The following is a 19,377-nucleotide window of genomic DNA, read 5'->3' as shown; positions in this document are numbered from 1 at the left end:
ATCGGTTAGTGATCGGTTAACTTCGGGCTCAATGCATTTCGATCTGCTAATTCGTGGCGGCCTGATATTAGACGGAACTGGTCGACCTGGCTACCGTGCAGACATCGGCGTAGTCGGCGATCGGATGCGGGAGATCGGTGCCTGCGACGGAGCGCACGGGCGGAACGAGATCGACGCATCGGGGCGCTACGTGGTACCCGGATTCATCGATGCTCATCTGCACGGTGATGCGGTCATCAACGAGCAGGGCCCACAGTTGGCGCTACTGCGGCAGGGGGTGACCACCGTTGTCCTGGGTCAGGACGGGCTGTCCTTCGCGCCTGCCACGGCAGCGGCATTGGCCTGGGTGTCAAGGTATTTCGCCGCGGTCAACGGCTACCGGGCCGACCGAACAGGGGAGTCCGCGATCGGCTCCGGCCGGGCGCTGACCGTCGCGGAACTGCTCGACGGTTATCGAGGTACGACGGCAGTGAACACCGTGTACCTGGTGCCGCACGGGACCGTTCGATACAGCGTCATGCGGGGATCGCCGAAGGCGCCCGATCGGGATCAGCTGGCGGCCATGGTCCGGCTCGTCGAGGAGGGCATCGATCAAGGTGCGGCAGGCATTTCGTCAGGTCTGGGTTACCTGCCCGGCCGATTCGCGACAGTGCACGAGCTTGCCGCGCTCTGCGCGCCGGCCGCGCGCCGGGAGCTGCCCTACGTGACCCATATGCGCGGATACGGTCATCAGGCGGATCTGGGCATGGTGGAGGCCTGCGAGATCGGTCGCAAAGCTCGGATAGCGGTGCATGTTTCGCACTACCACGGTCCGAGCGGTCAGCTGGTCGGGCTGATCGATGCCGCCCGCCGCAGCGGTATCGACATCACCTACGACACCTATCCTTACCGGCGTGGATGCAGCATTCTGGCGCGGATGCTGCCGGATTGGTTCGGCGGCGCCGAACTCGACCACGTGCTCGATCGATTGACCGATCGGACTTCGCGCCGCCGGTTCGCCGCGGAAAGCGATCCGGAGCAGTGGCGGACATTGACGCTGTCGCATGTGCCATCCGGGTCGTACCGATGGGCGATAGGGATGCGGATATCCGATGCCGCCGACGCGGCCGGGGTCGATCCGGCTGATCTCTGTGCCGACGTACTTGTCGATACCGCACTTGACGCCGGTGTGGTGATCGATTTTTCCGAAGACGAGGAATCGATTCGGGAATTGTTGCGCCACAATGCGCATATGGGTGGGTCGGACGGTATTTATATCGGTGAGCAACCACATCCGCGTGGCTACGGCACTTTCGCGCGGCTGATCCGCAGACATGTCATCGAACTAGGAGACTGGACCTGGGAAGAGGCTGTGGTGCACCTGTCCGCCCGTCCGGCCGAGCGATTCCAGCTGTGCGATCGTGGCACCATCGCGCCCGGCCAGATGGCTGATTTGATTGTTATCGATCCCGCCGCGATCAGCGATCACGCCACCTATATCAGACCATTCCGTTTGGCCACCGGAATCGATGATGTCATCGTTGCGGGTATTCCTGTTTTATACCGAGGGCATCTCACCGGAAGATTGCCCGGTGTTCCCCTCTACCCGGGATGAGAATGTTGGAGCAGAATAGCTCCCGAGAATGCTAGTGAGCCGCAGTATGGCGATTCGATGGTCGGGTCCGAACCGCTGAGAAGGGTTCGGATCGTCAATGGATCACCGGATACTCACAGCCGGGGAACGCATCGAGCTACGCCGTCGCCGTCTCGGCTTGTCCCGCAGAGTGGTTGCGCAACTGTCCGGCCGGAGCGAGGAGTGGCTCCGTCAGGTGGAGGTCGGTCGCTGCCGCCTCGACAGCATCGAAATGGCCACTCGGCTGGCCGAAGTCCTGCATTTCGAGAGTCCGATGGAGCTGGTCGGCTGGTCGTCCCTGAACCGGCCGACCGCTCACGATGTGGGCCTGGACATGGCGCCGCTGACCCGGGCGGTCATGAATCATCCGTCCGTGCATCCGGAAATCGACCTCGAATCAGGTTCGCCGACAATCGATTCCGTGCAGAAGGTGCTGGACCAGTGCTGGCAGGTATGGCTCGGCTCGGCGCACCGGTATACGGAACTGGCGGCGCAGCTGCCCCAGGTGCTCGTGGCGGCGCGAGCGGTTCGCGCTGCGGCGCAATCCGATTCGGCGGGACCGGTCGAGGAGTCCGGGCGGCTGCTCGTCGACGCCTACCACCTGGCTCGGCTGCTGTTCACCCGTGTCGGCGAGCACAACTTCGCCTGGCTGGTCGCCGATCGGCCCATCGGCATCCTGGCCCGCAATTCCGAGCCACTCGCCATCTCGATCAGTTGCTGGCATATGGCCGGAGTTCTGCTGGCGATGGGCTATCACGCCGAGAGCTTCGATTACGCGGTCGCCGCGTCGAACTGGCTGCGGGTGAACGCCGTGAACGACGATCGCGCGGTCTTCGTCGACGGGGCGCTGCGGCTGGTGGCCGCCGAAGCGGCGGCCGCACAGCTGGATGCCGAGGGCGCGGCGGCACTGCTCGCACAGGCGGGACAGCTCGCGGACGAACTCACACCAGGATCCTCGGACCATCGAGTCCGATTCGGGGCCCGGGAGATCGCGATCACCGGAATGGACATCAACCTGCGACTCGGGCGAGTCGACGACGCCATCCGATTGGCGGCAGAGACCGATGTCCCGGACGATTCCGCCATCGACGTTCGAGTTGGATACTTCCTGACCACGGCCTACGCATACAGCCTGCGCGGAGAGGACTTCGCCGCGGTCTTCGCACTGCGCCAAGTAGAGCGGGCCTGTTCGGAAGACATTCGCTACGACTGGCGCGCACATCGCACCCTGCAGAAACTGGCCCGGCACGATCACCACCTGATCAGGCGCGATCTGGCCAAACTGCTCGCGGTGGCAACTCTCGCTTGAGGCAGTGCCGCTAGGCTGCTCGAGCAGATTCTTTGGCGGGGCATCAGCGGTCGTGCGTGTCGGTGCCTTCCTCGCGGGGATACGAAGCCCATGATGGAAGTCATGACCGGACCCGTTTGCGGACCCTCGGCTCTGATCTCGACACAACCGACCGACCATCAGCAGTTGCTGAGCAAAGCGGCCTCTCATCACCGCGCCGCATGCGCTGCCATCGGCAGAGACATCGACCTCTACTCCGAGCGCGAACTGCAGGTGCTGTTGTTCGACGAGCTCGAGCTGGCCCCCACCTCAGATCTCATGACCGACACCGGCTCCCTCCAGCAGCTGCAAGACCACTACACGCTCCCATTCCTGGAACACCTGCTCGCCTACCGCGAGACCATGGGTGCACTGGGAGATCTCGGATAGCGCAGCAGGCAGGGAGAAGACGCGGGAGGCTTTCCACCACCGAGTCGCCAGGTCGGGACGGCCTGGCACCGCAGTGCAATGGCGCGCCGAGCGATCCTGAGCTGCGGGGTTTCTCGGTGCGCGCGCTGCCGCCGGACCCTCGACTGGCTCGGATCGGAGAGTGGCGATATGCTCGGTGCGATGATCACTCATTCTGAACAAGGATCGGGGGTCTCATTCGCGCACGGTGAGTGCTGATGCTCACATCGATTGCGAATGAGAACGATTCCCGAATTTCCCTCTGGCGGCGCGTGCGCGAGTTCGCTGTGCCACCTTCCATGATCGAAACCGCAACTGTCCGGCGTGGCGTCGGGGACTGGGGCGGGGCATGTGCCGCAGCAGGTTTCGATGTAGACATTGATTTGCGTTCACTGGCGCGTACTCACGGCCGGGAACTCGCCGTCCGTGTGCGGGCTGACCTGCGCCATCTGGCACCGGATCTGCTGCGCTGGCATATGCCCAGGGTTGCTCCCGACGGGTTGCTACGTCCGGGGCTGACGATGACGCTGGCTCGATACCGCACCGAGGAACGCGGAAAGCCTTGCCGTAGAGCAGGTTCGGTGCATCTGGTGGTCCGGACAGTCCCGGCCTGGGCGGACGCCGGTCAGCGGATCAGTCTCGCGCTGTGGGGCGAATCCCTGTCCGGGGCAGGCGTCAGACTGCATCCGCATACTCGCCCCGATCGGCGTTTCCGGCTCGATCTCCACCGTCACCTGTGGGACGCACGCAGCAGTGATGAGCTTCGGATACGTTCCGGGGCAGAGCAATTCGGCGATGGCGTGGTGACGGACCCCGGGTTGGCGGAGTTGGTGCCGCAGGGCTTCGCTGTCGATCGATGGGCGGCCGAGGCGGAGATTCTGCAGCGCAGCGAGGGGCTCCCGCCCGGTCCACTTCTGGTGCGGCTCGGGGCGCGCCGCCGGGTTGTCGTGGAGCGGCCTGCACAAGGGAACGATCCTCCGCTGCTGCGGATCGCGCAGAAATACCCGCGTGGCAAGGCATCCGCCTTGCCGGTCCTACCCGACGCGGCGACCCGGGTACTCCCCGATCTGGAAATGCTCCGTGCCGGTGCGACAACGGCCGATCGGCTGCATCCGATGGTCGCCTCGGCCCTCGTGCCGGGTTATTCGCCGGTCGAAACATCGTGCGGCACAGACCGGGCAGGTCAGCCGCACCTGGTGGAATGCCGGGGAGAGCAGCACCGAATCGGACTGATGAACGGGGTGCTGACCGCTCTGGATCACCACCCGGCCGAGATCCGGCGGGAGGAGCTACTGGTCGCGTTGACCGGCGCTCCGCTGCCCTGCCTGCAGGCGATCGACCAAGCGCATCGTCACCCGGATTGTCTTGTCGGTGTTCGAGAACGGTTGAGCCACGGCGATATTGCCGGTGCGCTGGCTGTGGTCGAAGGCCTGCTCGGCCCCGGTGCGCAGCTCCGCGATGGGGCGCTGCGAGACGAACTGGAGGCGGCCGCGCAACGGCGGATCACCTACGGCCTGTTTCGATCCGGGCTGTCCTGCGGCCCCGACGGCGGTGGAAGCCCTCGTCCACCGCGGCGCGCGCATCCGCGCTACGCAACCTCACGCTGACCTCGCGACGCTCGCTTGGTCACGCAATTCTACTGAACCCCAAGGTGATTCAAACATGCCGTCACACATTCCGTGCACTTCCATATCCGATCGAGTGCGCACCCCGCAACTCGATATCGCCGGAGAACTGCTGACTCTGCTGGGCGCGGTGACTACCGAGCCGCGCGCGGACATTCAACTGGAAGCCCTGACGCTGGCCGTGGCCGCCGATCTGCCGGTGCTCCTGTGGGGCGAACCGGGAATCGGTAAGACCGCGGCCCTGACCCAACTCTCCGAGTCTCTGGAACTCCCGCTGACCACAGTGATCGCGAGTGTGCACGAGCCGTCGGACTTTTCGGGCCTGCCCATCCTCGGAGACGACCCCGCGACACAGGGTGTCCCGATGGCACCGCCGGACTGGGCCGTACGCCTCGTGCGGGCCGGTCGAGGGCTGCTGTTCCTGGACGAACTGTCGACCGCGCCGCCGGCGGTGCAAGCCGCCCTGCTCCGCCTCGTCCTGGAACGGCGAATCGGCACGCTCCGACTACCCGCCGGTGTCCGCATCGTGGCCGCCGCCAACCCGCGCTCCTCGGCGGCTGACGGCTGGGAGTTGAGTCCGCCGCTGGCCAATCGTTTTGTGCATCTGCAGTGGACTCACGACCATGATGTGGTCGTCCGTGGCCTCGGCGGGACCTGGCCCCGCGCGATGCTGCCCGCGCTCGATCCCGAAAAGCTCTCGGAGGCAGTGGCTTTCGCCCGACGCGCGGTGTGCGGGCTGCTCGCGGCCCGCCCCAAACTCGTACATCAGCTGCCCAATAGCGAAACACGCCGGGGCGGCGCCTGGCCCTCACCGCGCAGCTGGGAGATGACACTGCGGCTGCTCGCCTTCGCCGTTGCGGCAGGCTCGAGCCGGGATGTGTTGTCGCTGCTGGTTCGCGGCGCTGTCGGCGACGGCTGCGGCTTCGAACTACTGACCTACATCGACCGGATGGATCTCCCCGATCCGGAGGTGCTGCTCGCCGATCCGGCCGCCGCGGAACTGCCCGAACGCGGCGATCTACGCCAGGCGGTGCTCGACGGCGTGGTGGCTGCGGTCCGCAAACGCCCGGAGAAGTCCCGCTGGGACGCGGCCTGGACGCTGCTGGTGAAGGCCGTGGAAACCGGAGCGCCGGACCTGGTCGTCGTCCCGGCGACCACCCTCGCCACGCTGCGCCGGAACGACTGGGACGTACCGGCTTCCATCGAACAACTCGCGGGAATGGTGTCGGTATCCCAGGGAGCAGATCGCGCTGCCGCCCGGGTCGCCGCGAAGGCGGGCCGATGACGGCGGACACCGCACGTCTGGATCTCGACAAGCTATTTGCTGCCCGCCTGCTGGCGGTGCGTGCCCGGCCGTACCTGTCGACCGCCCTGTTCGCGCTGCACATCGTCGAGTCACCCCGGGCGCCGACAATGGCGGTCGATCGGTACTGGCGGTGCTACGTCTCGCCTACTTTCGTGGACTACACACCGGTGGAGGAACTGGCCTCGGTACTGGTGCACGAGGTGTCGCACCTGCTGCGTGACCATCACGGGCGCAGCGACCGATTCGCACGGCGCCACAACCTTTTCGGCCCGGCGGAACGACTGCGGATGAATATCGCCGCCGACGCCGAGATCAATGACGACGCGTTCGGTGACGGGTTGGTTCAACCCGAGGGTGCGGTCATGCCGGCGACTCTGGGATTGTCCGATGGTGAGCTCATGGAGGACTACCTGCATCAGTTCCGTCTCGGGCGGCTGACGCAGGACATGGCGTGGCTCGACTGCGGCAGTGGCGCCGATGGATTGGACCGCGAGTGGGAACTCGGGCCGGACGGTGCGGACGGGCTCAGCGAACAGGAACGCGAGGGGGTCCGATTCCGCGTGGCGCAGGGCATCATCGGCAGCCCGGGCAACACACCCGAGGGGTGGCGGCGCTGGGCGGAGGAGGCGATGCACCCGCCGCAACCATGGCGAGATCTGCTGGGAGCGGCCATCCGGGCAGCAGCCTCCGCCTCCGGCGCCGGTGCGGACTACACCTACGGCCGGCCTGCCCGGCGGTCGGCCGGGGTGCCCGGCGTCGTCTTGCCGAGCCTGCGCCGCACACCACCGCGGGTCACCGTGGTCATCGACACCTCGGGATCGGTCAGCGACGCCGAATTGGGCAGCGCGCTACTCGAAACGGCAGCTGTCACTCGGGCTGTGGGCGGCCGCCGGGACCTGGTCACCGTATTGTCGTGCGACGCTGCGGCACGGATCGCGGATCCACTGTGCCGTGCGGAGGGGATACCGCTGATGGGCGGCGGGGGCACAGACCTGCGGACAGGGTTCGCCAAAGCGCTACGCGCACAACCACGTCCGGACGTAGTCGTGGTGCTGACGGACGGTCAGACCCCATGGCCGAGCACACGGCCGCCGTGCCGGACAGTGGTGGGTTTGTTCCGCAGGGAGCGCACCCGGCGGGAAGATGATCCGAATTTCGTTCCGGACGGGCCTCCGGATTGGGCGCGGGTCGTCGAAATCGGGTGACAACCGGGTAAATCCGTAACTGGACGCGTGACCGAGCTCACGAGTAAACATTTCTCGAGATTGGTTCGGCTTTCTCCAGCAAACTCTTGGTACTTGACATGGCAATTTACGGATTCTTGACGTATCCCCATGTCAGCAGGAGGAGGCCGATCTTTACGGTCTAGTCCCAGCTGTTCACGAAAACTTGGTTGGGCAGGCTTAGCGTGCGAATTGCGCCTGATTCAGCGCTGATTCGACGCCTCTGATCGACTTTTATGTTTTCGTACAGACGGAGTCCTGCATGCGTGTCCTGCTTAATGATTCTCTCGTCCAGCAAACTAGATTCGATGCGGCGCAGGAGATATCGCCCGCGGGTATTCCCCGGCTCTCCGCGGCAATGCTCGGCCGACTTCCCGCAGCGGTGGCACGGCCCGGTTTCGCCCCGCGCAGCCTGACGGCCGGGATCCTGCATCTCGGCTGTGGATCCTTCCACCGTGCCCATCAGGCACTGGCGACTCAACATGCCATCGACGCCACGTCGGATCGCCGCTGGGGGATCGCCTCGGTGGCCATGGCGCGCCCGACCGTGGTCGAGGCGTTGCGTGCCCAGGACAACCTCTACGCCACGCTGTTGCACGACGATGGGCATGCGCGGGTCGAGGTGGTCGGCACGATCGTCGAAGCCGTGCACGCGCCGTCCGATCGCATCGGCGTCCCGCAGCGCATCGCCGACCCGGGGATCAAGATCATCACATTGACCGTCACCGCGAGCGGCTACTGCATCTCGCCGGTCACCGGCCGGCTCGACACCGACTGCGAGCGGGTCCGTCACGACCTGCGTCATCCGCAGCGACCCATCACACCGATCGGCATGCTCGCTCACGGGCTCGCTGCGGTACGCCGCCGAGGGGGCACGCCGCCGGTTGTGCTCAGCTGCGACAACCTGTGCGGGAACGGCAGCAAGTTGCGCACCGCCGTGATCGACTTCGCGGCGCTGCGCGACGCGGGCCTCGCCGACTGGATCGCACGCAACGTGCAGTTCCCGAACAGCGTTGTCGACCGCATTGTGCAACCCACCACCCCGGCCGACCCCGCGGTGGCCCGAAACTGGTTGGGCGGCTTCGAGGATCGGGTGCCGGTCTCGGCCGAACCGTTCATGACCTGGACCATCGAGGACTTCGACGGTGAACGTCCGCGCTGGGAACTCGCGGGCGCTCGTTTCGTCGCCGATGTCACCGACTACGAGCGTGCCAAGCTGCGCCTGCTCAACGGCACCCACATGCTGCTGGCCTACCTCGGTGCGCTGGCCGGATATCGAACCGTCGCCGAGGCGGCCGCCGATCCCGCACTCGGTGCGCTCGCCCGGCAATTCATGCTGCGCGAACAGGGGCCGACACTAGCGCTGCCGCCCGCCGAGCTGCGCCGGACCGTGGACGAGCTGATGGTTCGCTTCCGCAACCCTGCGATCTGCCACGACATGACCAGAGTGGGCCGCAATGGCTCGGACAAGATGATGCCCAGAGTGGTTGCGGCCCTGTGCGATAACGTCGACGCGGGCAGACCGACGCCGGGAGCGGCGCTGCTGATCGCCGCGTGGATTCGCTGGTTCGCCGTCGGTCATAGTGCGGACGCGGTCATGGAGCTGATCGACCCGCGCGAGAACTCGTTGACAGCACTGGTCGACATCGCGGATCCGCACCGGAGTACCCGAGGGTTCTTGCAGCGCACCGATATCTTCGGCACGCTGCCGGAACTGGACCGGTTGCAACAGCAGATCGGCGATGCGCTGGCCGAGCTGACCCGCGACGGCGTCGATGTCGTGGTGCGGCGCAGACTCACGCCGGAATTCGAAGGGAGCAAAGCATGACAGCGGTGCGAGCGGTCGTCTTCGATATGGACGGGCTCCTGATCGATTCGGAACGACTGGCCATGGAGTCGCTGATCAGTGCGGGCGCCGAACTCGGCTACGACATGCCGATGGAATTCTGCCGCTCCATGATCGGCGTACCGGCGGACCGGTGCCGGGAACTGGCTGCGAACGCCTACGGTCCGGGCTTCCCACTCGCGGAGTACTTCGAGCTGCACGAGGTGCACCTGCGTCAGCTCGTCGACGCCGGGCAGTTGACGACCAAGCCGGGTGCCACGGCTCTATTGGATGAACTGGAGCGCCAGGGCATTCCGAAGGCCATCGCCACCTCGTCCTCCCGTGCCAGAGCTGACCACCACCTCGAACTGGCCGGGCTCACCGACCGCTTCGATGCCGTGATCACCAGACAGGACGTCGTCAACGGGAAGCCCGATCCCGAGCCGTATCTGAAGGCAGTCGCGACACTCGGGTACGAGTTGGACGACACGCTGGCGCTGGAGGACTCCACCAACGGCCTGCGCGCCGCCCATGCCGCAGGCCTGCGCTGCATCCTCGTCCCCGATCTGGTGCGGCCCACCGACGAATCCCGGCGTCTGGCCCACCGGCTGTACCCGGACCTGCACCATGTTGTCGACTACGTCGTGGCAGCCAACTCGTAGAGCCGCGCGCCCGCCGGGCGTGTCCGGCGTGTCCGACGAGCTCGGCGGTGAGTCGCGCGCCGCCCCGGATCTGGTTGTGCGGGTGGTGATCCGGCCACACCGCGCGTCGCCATCAGCGATCGGCTCTGGGTTGTCCGATCCTCCGATCGGCTCGCTGCGGCGAACGGTGAAATCGGGAGTCAGTAGCATTCACCGGACGTCTTCACATACCCGAAGGGAACGCTGTTCATGGCACGCAAGGTCGTTGTGAGTCTCGTTGATGATTTCGATGGAAAGTCCGAGGCGGAGGAGACCGTGTTATTCGCGCTCGACGGCGCCGAATACGAGATCGATCTGTCGGGCCCGAACGCCGGCCGACTGCGGAGTGAGCTCGAGCAGTGGACTGCTAACGCTCGCAAGGTGGGACGGGCGCCGCGGGGCAAGAGCGGCACGGCTCGCCCGGCCGTCGATCGTGAGCAGAGTGCGGCTATCCGCGAGTGGGCCCGCAAGAACGGTCATGAGGTCTCGAGCCGGGGAAGGATCCAGGCGGGCATCGTTTCGGCGTATCACGACGCGAGCAAGTAAGCAGAAGCGTGGCATCCCCTATGGTTTAGGTTCTCCAGGGTGCTCCTCGTCGGCTGTGACGAGGAGTTCCTCGAGGATCGACAAGGAGTGCCACCGTGGGCATGCCCGACAGGTCGAAGGATCGGCAGGATGCCACCGCACTGAGCGGGTTGCGGGTGGTCGAGTTCGGCCACTATCTGGCGGGTCCGCTGGCCGGTGTCTTTCTGGCTGATCAGGGTGCCGATGTGATCGTGGTGCAGCCGCCCGGCGGTAGTGGTACGGATCCGGCCACATCGGCAATTCTGCAGCGCGGCAAGAGCGTTCGGGTCATCGACCTCCGCGATGTCGATGCGGCCGCGCGCGTGCGGGTGCTTGTCGAGGCCGCCGATGTGGTGATCGAGAACTTCAGGCCGGGCGTGATGGACCGCCTCGGATTCGGATATGCGCAGGTGGTGGCGACGAACCCCGGCGTGATCTATCTGTCCCTGCCGGGGTTCTCCCGCCATGACGAGCGTAGCTCGATGCCGGGCTGGGAGGGTGCCATCTCGGCGGCATGTGGTTTCTACAGCGATCTGTCGCTGCCGGCCTTTCGCCGACTGCCCGCACAGGAATGGGAACAGCGGCTCACCGAATCGGGCGTGCCCGCCGCGATGCAGCGCACCACCGCCGAATGGGTCGAACACGCACTCGCTCTCGGGAACGGAATCGTGCGGCGGGCCGGCGACCACGTCGAACCGGGGCCGCAGGTGGATGTGACAGCAGCCGGTCTCACCGATCCCGAAACCGCAACGGGCACTTGGCCTCATGCGCGCACCTTCGATCCGATCGCTACCGGCGCACGGCCCGCGACCGGTTGGCTGGACGGCATCACGGTGCTCGATTTGTCGAACGTGATCGCCGGCCCGTCCTGCGCCAGGACCCTCGCCGAACTCGGTGCCGACGTCGTCCAGATCGTGCCGACTGTGCCGAAGATGGGGCCGCGCCAGACCCTGCATTTCGGCCTCGAGGTGAATCCGGGTAAGCGAAGCATCGCCGTCGACTTGGCTACCGAAGGCGGTCAGGGGGTGCTGCGCGATCTGATCGCGCGCGCGGATGTGCTGGCCCACAACTGTTTACCGCATCAGGCAAGGCGGCTCGGGTTCGATCCGGACAGCGCCCATCGGGTCGACCGTCGAGTGATCACGGTGGCCATGACGGCCCACGGTGGCCCGGATCAGGCAGCGTCCGACCTGCTGCCCGGCTACGACCCGACCCTGCAGGCGGCCACCGGCATCATGACCCGCTACGGCGGGGAACGTACCCCGGCACTGCATGGATTGGCTTCCTGCATCGACTATTTCACCGGATACTCGGGCGCGTTCGCGGCGATCCTCGGGCTGGTCGCGCGCAGCCGAAGCGGGTACGACATCAGTGCGCGAACCTCGCTGGCCCGCATGGCGACCTGGATTCAACTGCCGTTCCTGAACGGTGACGGGACCGAACCCAGCGGGCTCGACGCGAGCGGCACCGATCCGGCCGATCAGATCTACAAAGCACGTGACGGGTGGTTATTTCTGAGCGCGGGTGATCGCAGCACCCGAACGCCGGGCGTAGGTGTGCCCGCCGATCTACCCGCACGCATCGCTCGATACACCGTGGCCGAGGCGGTTCGCTATGCGCTGGAACAGGATTGGGCCGCGCATCCGATCGTGACCGGCCGCATGATGCGGCGAGCAGCGCCGGCCGCACGAAACCCCGCACCCGCGAAACCGGAAGCCGCACCCGAATCGAGTGAAGGCCCCTCGGGGCGAGTGGAATTCGTCGACCATCCGAGCGGATTGCGCTACTGGGTTCCCGTCGCCAGCTGGGTCCGCAGCGACTTCACACCCCGTCGATCGCTGAGCCCCGCGCCGTTCCCGGGCCAGCACACCGCTGAGATCCTCGCGGAACTGGGACGTACACCGCAGGACATCGCACAACTGCACAGCGCCGCGATCGTCGCCGACCGCTGGGCAACGGGCGGGCTCTACCTGCCGAGGTGAGCAGATTGTGTCGCCCGACCGCATCAACGGCCGGCGACGACAGGTACCGTCGCACGAAAAGGAGAGAAATCATGATCGCAGTCATTGCCGAGGTAACCGTCAAGGCCGGTGCGGGTGCGGAGTTCGAATCCGTCGTCGCCGACCTCATCGAACAGATCCGGGCCAATGAGCCCGGGAACCTGACCTACCAGCTGGTGCGCTCACGAACCGATGCCGAGAACTACCGGTTCTTCGAACTGTATTCCGACGACGCGGCTGTCGAAGCCCACGGCCGCTCCGATCATTTCCGCGCCGCCGGCAAGCTGATGGCCCCCCTGCTCGCGGGCGCCCCGAAGATCGAGTACTTCACCGCAGTCTGAACCCCCACCTTTGTGCAGTGGGACGAGCGACGAAATGTGCTGTCCGACTGCCTGACGTCGAAACGCCCGGCCACCGACCCGAAGTGGGTTGTGGACGGGCGAATTCGATTGCGGCGGTTCACACTTGGGCGGGGACCTCCTCGACGGTGCGGGCGGGGCGGCGGAAGGTGACCGCGGCTGCGACGGCCGCTATGACGCCGATGAGGGCGGCCGTGCGGAAGGCTGCCTGGAAGCCGTCGGTGAGAGCTACTGTGTCACCGAGCGTTTCGGTGCCTGCCGCGGCTGCGATGGCGGTGACGACGGCCAGGCCGAGGGCCGAGCCGATCTGGTAGCTGGTGTTCACGATGCCGGAGGCCAGGCCGCCCTCCTGCGGTGGTGCGGCCGAGATGGCGGTCTGTAGTGACGGCACGAAGGCCAGCGACATACCCAGGGCGGCGACCAGCGAGCCGGGCAGCACGTCGATCCAGAAGTTGCCGTCGGGGCGAATGAACGACAGCCACACCAGTCCGGCGGCCAGCAGCAACAGCCCGGTAACGATCATGGTCCGAGCCCCGAAGCGTACGAACAGCTTCGGCGACAGCGCGACCATGCCCACCATGATGAGCGCGGTCATCGGCAGCAGCGCCGCGCCCGACGGGAAGGCGGAGTAGCCGAGCACCTGCTGCAGGTAGAGGTTGAGGAAGAACCACATCGGCACCCACGCCGCGCCCAGCAGCACCTGTGCCAGATTGGCTGCGCCCAGGTTCGGGGACCGGAAGACCGACAGCGGCATCAGCGGCTCTCGGCGGCGCACCTGCAGGGCGATGAAGGCGGCCAGCAGGACGGCGGCGATGGCGAGCACGCCCCAGGTGGAGCCCGAGAGCCAGCCGCTCTCCGGCGCGCGGACCACGGCGAAGACCGCGGCACCGAGGCCGAGGGTGGCAGTGACCGCGCCGAGCAGGTCGACCGAGCCGTGCGGGGCGAGCGCGCCGCTCGGCAGCAGCAGGGGTGCGGCGACCAGCGCCAGCAGGGCGAGCGGGATATTGATATAGAAAACCCAAGGCCACGAGGCGTATTCGGTGATCACACCGCCGAGGAATACGCCGGCTGTGCCGCCTGCGGGTGCCGCCGCGCCGTAGACGGCGAACGCCTTGGTCAGCTCTCGGGGATTCGACCCGAACAGCATCATGAGCAGGGTCAATGCCGACGGTGCGATGAGCGCCGCGCCCGCGCCCTGGACGCCGCGGCCGATCAGTTCGACGGTCGCGGAGGAGGCGAGGCCCGCGACCAGCGATCCGGCGCCGAGGATCGCCCAGCCTGCCTGGAAGATGCGCCGCGCGCCGAGGATGTCGGAGAGTTTGCCACCGAGCAGCAGCAGGCCGCCGAAGACCACCACGTAGGCATTGAAGACCCAGGACAGGTTCTCCTGGGAGAAGCCCAGGGAGTCCTGCATTTTCGGCAGGGCGACCCCGATGATCGAGGTGTCCATGATGACCATGAACTGGGCCAGGGCAATGAGGGCGAGGGCGATCCAGCGCCGCGAGGACGGTGGTGCCGGGGTGTGGGCGGACATGACTCACTCCTTGGACGTGCGGACCACTGTGCGTGTGCCGCAGGGAAACTGAACTCGTCCATATATACCCATAGGGGGTATGTCGGTGGAACCTATCCCTCCGTGATTCATTTCATACCCCATGGAGGTATCGAATCGTCGCACTATCCCGTATCCGAGGAGCCCGCAGGCGCATCGATTGCTGAAGCGAAGCTTGTTCGCTGAGCAGCACAGATCCTGGCACCGGCTCTCGGGCAGCGATATGGTGAGGGCCCGATAGATTCTGGTAAAGATGAACGATCCCGAGCCGTCCGAAACGCAGCGCGACCTAGTGGCCTCGCCGCTGGTCGCTGAGCTGGAGGCAGCGGGGTTCGAGGATGTCGAAGAGATCGGGCGGGGCGGTTTCGGAGTCGTGTACCGCTGTCGCCAGCCTGCTCTGGATCGAACGGTAGCGGTCAAGGTGCTGACCGCCGATCTCGAGGCCGAGAACCGCGACCGTTTCCTTCGGGAACAGCGTGCGATGGGACGACTGACCGGTCACCCCAATGTGGTCAATGCGCTGGAGGTCGGAAGTACCAGCGGCGGCCGCCCGTTCATAGTCATGCAGTACTGCGCGCAGGGCTCGCTCGACGCGAGAATTCGGCGCACCGGAGCGCTGCCCCTGGAAGACCTCCTCCACCTGGGTATTCATCTGGCCGGCGCGCTCGAAACCCTCCATCGGCTCGGCGTTCTGCATCGCGATATCAAGCCCGCCAATATCCTTCGCACCGATTACGGAGAGCCCGCGCTCACCGATTTCGGGATCGCCCACTTCTCGGGGGGCTTCCAGACCGAGACCGGGGTCGTGACCGGGTCTCCGGCCTTCACCGCACCCGAAGTTCTCACCGGAGGCACCCCGAGCGCCGCGTCGGACATCTACAGCCTGGGTGCCACGCTCTTCTGCGCGCTCACCGGCCATGCCGCATTCGAGCGCCATTCCGGGGAGCAGGTGGTGGCGCAATTCGTGCGGATCACCACCGAGCCGGTACCGGATCTCCGCGGGGCGGGTATCCCCGACGATGTGTCCGCGGTGATCGAGCGGGCGATGTCTGCTCATCCGGAAGACCGGCAGCGAAGCGCCGCGGCGCTCGGGGATGAACTCCGTGATATTCAGGGGCGCAATGGGTTTCGAGTCGATGAGATGGCATTGCGGATCGAGGACGACGCGCCTCGGTCCGATGCCGGACCGATCACCCGGGCGGTGCGCCAGGGTGGGGCGATCCGGAACCTGCCACTGGAGTTGACCAGTCTCGTAGGCCGCGACCGCGAAGTCGCATCCGCGAAACACCTGCTGTCGACCGCTCGGCTGGTCACCTTGGCGGGTATCGGGGGAGTCGGTAAGACCCGGTTGGCTGTCCGCCTCGCCACGGCGGCCGAGGGCGACTTCGCGGACGGGTTGTGGTTTGTCGAATTGGGCGAACTGGTCGACGAAGCGCTCGTATCCGGTGTGGTGGTCGCCGCGCTGGGTTTGCGAGAGGCGGTGCAGTCACCCGAGGACACACTGCTCGATTTCCTGGGATCGCGTCGAGGGCTGCTGATCCTCGACAATTGCGAGCAGGTGATCGACGGTGCGGCGAAGCTGTGCGAGACGCTGCTGAAAGGCTGTGCGCGGCTGCAGATCCTGGTCACCAGCCGCGAACCGCTGGGCATCGACGGGGAGGCCGTGTTGCGAGTGCCGCCGCTGACCATTCCCGAATCCGGCCGCGAGCCGTCGCGGCAGGCGGCCGCGCGCTATGCGGCGGTTACCTTGTTCGCCGAGCGGGCGCGGGCGGCAGTACCGACATTCGAACTCACCGAGGACAATTGGACGGTTGTGGTCCAGATCTGCCGGCGGTTGGACGGGGTGCCGTTGGCGATCGAACTGGCTGCCGCGCGCCTGCGGGCCATGTCGCCCGAACAGCTTCTGGGTCGTCTCGCCGATTCCCTGGGGGTGCTGACTCGCGGCGCCCGTGGGTCATCCACTCGGCAGCAGGCGCTGCGGCGGTGCATCGAGTGGAGTTACCAGCTGTGCACCTCGCAGGAGCAGCTGATGTGGTCGCGGTTGTCGGTGTTCGCCGGTGGCATCGATCTCGATGCCGCAGAACAGGTTTGCGATGTGGCGATGGCCTCCGATGACGTCCTCGACATCCTGACCGCGCTGGTCGACAAATCGATCCTGTTGTGCGAGCCCGAGGGATCGACGGTGCGATACCGCATGCTCGAGATCCTGCGCGACTACGGACGCGAGCAGGCGCAGCACAATGGCGAATATCTGGAGCTCCGGCGCAGGCATCGGGACTGGTTCCTGCGGTTGGCATTACAGGCGCAGGACGAGTGGGTCGGTGCGCGGCAGCTGGATTGGATCGCGCGACTCGAGCGCGAGCAGTCGAATCTGCGAGATGCCATGGAGTTCTGCGTTTCCGATGACCCGGTGCCCGGACTTCGAATCGCGTCCGCGCTGTATCTGTTCTGGAGTTCGCGCGGCCTGTACGGCGAAGGCCGACACTGGTTCGATCGGCTGCTCAATGGCGACAGGGGCCACCCCCGCGCCGAGCACGTGATGGCGCTTTACGCCGACAGCGCGCTCGCCGATATGCAGGGGGATTTCGAGGTCGCCGCAGGGTTGGTCCAGGAAGGACAGGCGCTGGCAGCGGTATTGACGGACCCGGCCGTCGATGTGATCGCGACCTACGCCGAAGGCTTTCACGCCTACAGCAGCGGGCAGATCCCGCGCGCCCGCACTCTGCTGACGGAGGTCGTGCCGGAATTCGGCCGCCAGCACCGAATCGCTCCACTGGTCGAGGCACTGATCATCCTGGGCCTGTGCCACGCAATGTCCGGATCCACCGAGCAGGCGAGCGACTGCTACGTGCAGGTCCTGGAGATCACCGAGTCCCGGGGCGAATCGGTAGGCCGGTCCTACGCGCAGTGGGCACTGGGGGTGCTGAAGTGGCAGACCGGTGAATCAGACCGAGCCACAGCACTTTTGGAAGAAGCGCTCACACGACTGGCCCAGCTGGTCGACGATCCGGTCGGCACCGCGATGTGCCTGGAAGCCCTGGCCTGGATCGCCTGCGACACCGACCCGGAACGCGCCGCGGTGCTCATGGGGGCCGCCGCAGCCCGGGGCGCCGCGGCAAGCGGCTGGCCGATCTCCTCACCGAACCTACTCACCAGCCACGCCGAATGCGTCCGGTCTGCCAAGTCGGCACTCGGGGCAGCAGGATTCGCAGCCGCGAGCCAGACCGGTGAAGCCATGCCGGCCGCAGCCGCCGTGGCCTACGCACTCGGCAAGTGACGGTGCCGAAGTCGTTGCGGGCCGGTATTTCCGCGGCATTTTCCCGTTCCGGCGGCCCACCTGACGGAACGACGCGCTAGCGGCCGACGTCTGCTTCGGCGAACCTGAACCGCTGTCCGGCCGAGGTGTGATCGCCGGGGTTCACGGTTTCAGGAGGTTCGTATGACCGATCTAGCATTTTGCTCCGCCGGTGAGCTCGCGGCTGCCGTCGCGACAAAGGAGGTGTCGAGCGTTGAGCTTCTCGACTATTACCTGACCCGAGTGGACCAGTTCGGTCCGCAGGTGAACGCGATCATCGCGCGGGATGAGGAGACCGCGAAAGCCGCGGCGCGGGAGGCTGATCGCAAGACCTCCGGGGGCGAGTCACTCGGCCCTCTGCACGGTGTCCCCGTGACCATCAAGGACAGTCTCGAAGTCGCCGGCATGCGGACCACCGGTGGTTCCGAACGCTGGGGGCACCATGTTTCGACTACTGATGCCGAGGCCGTCGCGCGGCTTAAGAACGCGGGCGCGATCGTATTCGGCAAGTCCAATCTGCCTGCCGATGCCCGGGACTGGCAGACCTACAACGAGATATACGGGACTACGAACAATCCGTGGGACCTCACGCGCGGACCCGGCGGTTCGTCGGGTGGGTCCGCGGCAGCGCTCGCCGCGGGGTTGACCGGGCTGGAGCTCGGCGGCGATACGGCGGGTTCGATTCGGGTGCCCGCCCATTTCTGTGGCATTTACGGGCTGCGCCCATCGTTCGGCATTGTGCCCAGACAAGGGAGCGTCTCAGGACATGCTCCCGGGTCGCTGGCAGAGTTCGATATGGCGGTGCTCGGCCCGCTCGGCAGGCACGCCGACGACCTGGACCTGGGCCTCGACCTCCTTGCCGGGCCGGATCGCGACAATGCACCGGCGTGGCGACTGAATCTGCCCCGGTCGAGGGCAGGCAATCTGCGCGAGTTCCGCGTCGCAGCATGGATCGACGACCCGTTTTGCCCCGTCGACCGTGAGTTGGTCGCGGTTATGGAGGCGACGCTGGCGGCGGTCAGATCCGAGGGCACCATGGTGGTCGAGCGCGGGGGGCCGATCGGACTCGAGGAAACGATGGCCCTCTATCAGCCGTTGTTGATGGCGCAAAGCGGACTGGTCGAGCCGGAGGAGTCGTACACCGGACTCGTGGAACTCGCAGCGGCCGAAGGGATATCAGGCGGGTTCGGGTCGGACCTGACGGTCCGTTTTCGCGCCTGGCATGCGCTCGACGAACGTCGCCAACACTCACGCCGCCGCTGGAACGAGTTCTTCCGTGACATCGACGTACTCGTCTGCCCGGTCAGCCCGACGGCCGCCTTCCCTCACGACCAACGTCCTGATCCCGGCTGGTCGGTCCGGACACTGCGGGTCGATGGCAGCGACCGGCCGTACCGCGAGATGCTCACCTGGATGGCACCGTCAGCGCTCAATCATCTCCCGGCGGCGGTGGCTCCGATCGGAACCACACGCGACGGGCTTCCGATCGGCATCCAGGTGATCGCACCCTATTTGCATGACCGCACCGCAGTCCGCTTTGTGCAGTGCCTAGCGGAGGTAGTCGGCGGATTTCGGCGCCCGCCCGGGTTCTGAGTTACTTT

The 19,377-nt window shown here is 66.2% G+C and carries 14 protein-coding genes; 13 read left to right on the top strand and 1 reads right to left on the bottom strand.

Going from position 1 to position 19,377, the window contains the following annotated elements; all coding sequences use genetic code 11:
* Positions 1–124: 124 nt before the first annotated feature.
* The 11 genes from JWN03_RS30200 (at position 125) to JWN03_RS30150 (ending at position 12,911) form a co-directional block, all read left to right on the top strand.
* Complete coding sequence (locus JWN03_RS30200) at positions 125–1,594, top strand: N-acyl-D-amino-acid deacylase family protein (protein WP_297622119.1); 1,470 nt, start codon at positions 125–127, stop codon at positions 1,592–1,594.
* Positions 1,595–1,691: 97 nt separating this feature from the next.
* Positions 1,692–2,921: a helix-turn-helix domain-containing protein gene (locus JWN03_RS30195; protein ID WP_297622117.1), complete on the top strand. Its 1,230-nt coding sequence runs from the start codon at positions 1,692–1,694 to the stop codon at positions 2,919–2,921.
* Between the two features lie 102 nt (positions 2,922–3,023).
* Positions 3,024–3,329, top strand: a complete 306-nt coding sequence (locus tag JWN03_RS30190; RefSeq protein WP_297622115.1) for a hypothetical protein — start codon at positions 3,024–3,026, stop codon at positions 3,327–3,329.
* Between the two features lie 236 nt (positions 3,330–3,565).
* Complete coding sequence (locus tag JWN03_RS30185) at positions 3,566–4,954, top strand: hypothetical protein (RefSeq protein ID WP_297622113.1); 1,389 nt, start codon at positions 3,566–3,568, stop codon at positions 4,952–4,954.
* A gap of 55 nt (positions 4,955–5,009) precedes the next feature.
* A complete protein-coding gene (locus JWN03_RS30180; protein WP_297622111.1) occupies positions 5,010–6,257 on the top strand; it encodes an AAA family ATPase in 1,248 nt (415 codons plus the stop codon).
* The gene (locus tag JWN03_RS30175) at positions 6,254–7,483 is read left to right on the top strand and encodes a vWA domain-containing protein (protein WP_297622109.1); all 1,230 of its coding nucleotides are present in this window, start codon (positions 6,254–6,256) and stop codon (positions 7,481–7,483) included. Before JWN03_RS30180 ends, JWN03_RS30175 begins: the two co-directional genes overlap by 4 nt.
* A gap of 280 nt (positions 7,484–7,763) precedes the next feature.
* The gene (locus JWN03_RS30170; RefSeq protein ID WP_297622107.1) at positions 7,764–9,329 is read left to right on the top strand and encodes a mannitol dehydrogenase family protein; all 1,566 of its coding nucleotides are present in this window, start codon (positions 7,764–7,766) and stop codon (positions 9,327–9,329) included.
* On the top strand, positions 9,326–9,988 hold the full coding sequence (locus JWN03_RS30165; RefSeq protein WP_297622105.1) for an HAD family hydrolase: 663 nt from the start codon (positions 9,326–9,328) through the stop codon (positions 9,986–9,988). Before JWN03_RS30170 ends, JWN03_RS30165 begins: the two co-directional genes overlap by 4 nt.
* A 228-nt stretch (positions 9,989–10,216) precedes the next feature.
* Positions 10,217–10,552, top strand: a complete 336-nt coding sequence (locus JWN03_RS30160) for a histone-like nucleoid-structuring protein Lsr2 (RefSeq protein WP_297622103.1) — start codon at positions 10,217–10,219, stop codon at positions 10,550–10,552.
* 101 nt (positions 10,553–10,653) lie between these two features.
* Positions 10,654–12,552, top strand: coding sequence for a CoA transferase (locus JWN03_RS30155; RefSeq protein ID WP_297622101.1), 1,899 nt, complete (start codon positions 10,654–10,656; stop codon positions 12,550–12,552).
* A 71-nt stretch (positions 12,553–12,623) separates the two neighbouring features.
* Positions 12,624–12,911 (top strand): putative quinol monooxygenase, encoded by a 288-nt coding sequence (locus JWN03_RS30150; RefSeq protein WP_297622099.1) that lies wholly within the window; start codon positions 12,624–12,626, stop codon positions 12,909–12,911.
* 118 nt (positions 12,912–13,029) lie between these two features.
* Here JWN03_RS30150 and JWN03_RS30145 read toward each other — a convergent pair whose 3' ends face one another.
* The gene (locus JWN03_RS30145) at positions 13,030–14,463 is read right to left on the bottom strand and encodes an MFS transporter (RefSeq protein ID WP_297622097.1); all 1,434 of its coding nucleotides are present in this window, start codon (positions 14,461–14,463) and stop codon (positions 13,030–13,032) included.
* A 271-nt stretch (positions 14,464–14,734) separates the two neighbouring features.
* On the opposite strand from JWN03_RS30145, the gene JWN03_RS30140 reads away from it, so the two are divergent.
* Together JWN03_RS30140 and JWN03_RS30135 are read left to right on the top strand one after the other, a co-directional pair.
* Entirely contained in the window at positions 14,735–17,758 is a 3,024-nt protein-coding gene (locus JWN03_RS30140; protein WP_297622095.1) for a protein kinase domain-containing protein, read from the top strand.
* Positions 17,759–17,920: 162 nt separating this feature from the next.
* A complete protein-coding gene (locus tag JWN03_RS30135; RefSeq protein ID WP_297622094.1) occupies positions 17,921–19,369 on the top strand; it encodes an amidase in 1,449 nt (482 codons plus the stop codon).
* Positions 19,370–19,377 lie beyond the last annotated feature (8 nt).

The sequence above is a fragment of the Nocardia sp. genome (genome assembly GCF_025465275.1).
Lineage (GTDB): Bacteria > Actinomycetota > Actinomycetes > Mycobacteriales > Mycobacteriaceae > Nocardia.
This window is presented reverse-complemented; position numbering and strand designations above follow the sequence as displayed.

Coding starts and splice junctions, on each gene's coding strand:
- JWN03_RS30200 (WP_297622119.1), top strand. CDS start 125: ATGCGGGAGATCGGTGCCTGCGACGGAGCGCACGGGCGGAACGAGATC.
- JWN03_RS30195 (WP_297622117.1), top strand. CDS start 1,692: ATGGATCACCGGATACTCACAGCCGGGGAACGCATCGAGCTACGCCGT.
- JWN03_RS30190 (WP_297622115.1), top strand. CDS start 3,024: ATGACCGGACCCGTTTGCGGACCCTCGGCTCTGATCTCGACACAACCG.
- JWN03_RS30185 (WP_297622113.1), top strand. CDS start 3,566: ATGCTCACATCGATTGCGAATGAGAACGATTCCCGAATTTCCCTCTGG.
- JWN03_RS30180 (WP_297622111.1), top strand. CDS start 5,010: ATGCCGTCACACATTCCGTGCACTTCCATATCCGATCGAGTGCGCACC.
- JWN03_RS30175 (WP_297622109.1), top strand. CDS start 6,254: ATGACGGCGGACACCGCACGTCTGGATCTCGACAAGCTATTTGCTGCC.
- JWN03_RS30170 (WP_297622107.1), top strand. CDS start 7,764: ATGCGTGTCCTGCTTAATGATTCTCTCGTCCAGCAAACTAGATTCGAT.
- JWN03_RS30165 (WP_297622105.1), top strand. CDS start 9,326: ATGACAGCGGTGCGAGCGGTCGTCTTCGATATGGACGGGCTCCTGATC.
- JWN03_RS30160 (WP_297622103.1), top strand. CDS start 10,217: ATGGCACGCAAGGTCGTTGTGAGTCTCGTTGATGATTTCGATGGAAAG.
- JWN03_RS30155 (WP_297622101.1), top strand. CDS start 10,654: ATGCCCGACAGGTCGAAGGATCGGCAGGATGCCACCGCACTGAGCGGG.
- JWN03_RS30150 (WP_297622099.1), top strand. CDS start 12,624: ATGATCGCAGTCATTGCCGAGGTAACCGTCAAGGCCGGTGCGGGTGCG.
- JWN03_RS30145 (WP_297622097.1), bottom strand. CDS start 14,463: ATGTCCGCCCACACCCCGGCACCACCGTCCTCGCGGCGCTGGATCGCC.
- JWN03_RS30140 (WP_297622095.1), top strand. CDS start 14,735: ATGAACGATCCCGAGCCGTCCGAAACGCAGCGCGACCTAGTGGCCTCG.
- JWN03_RS30135 (WP_297622094.1), top strand. CDS start 17,921: ATGACCGATCTAGCATTTTGCTCCGCCGGTGAGCTCGCGGCTGCCGTC.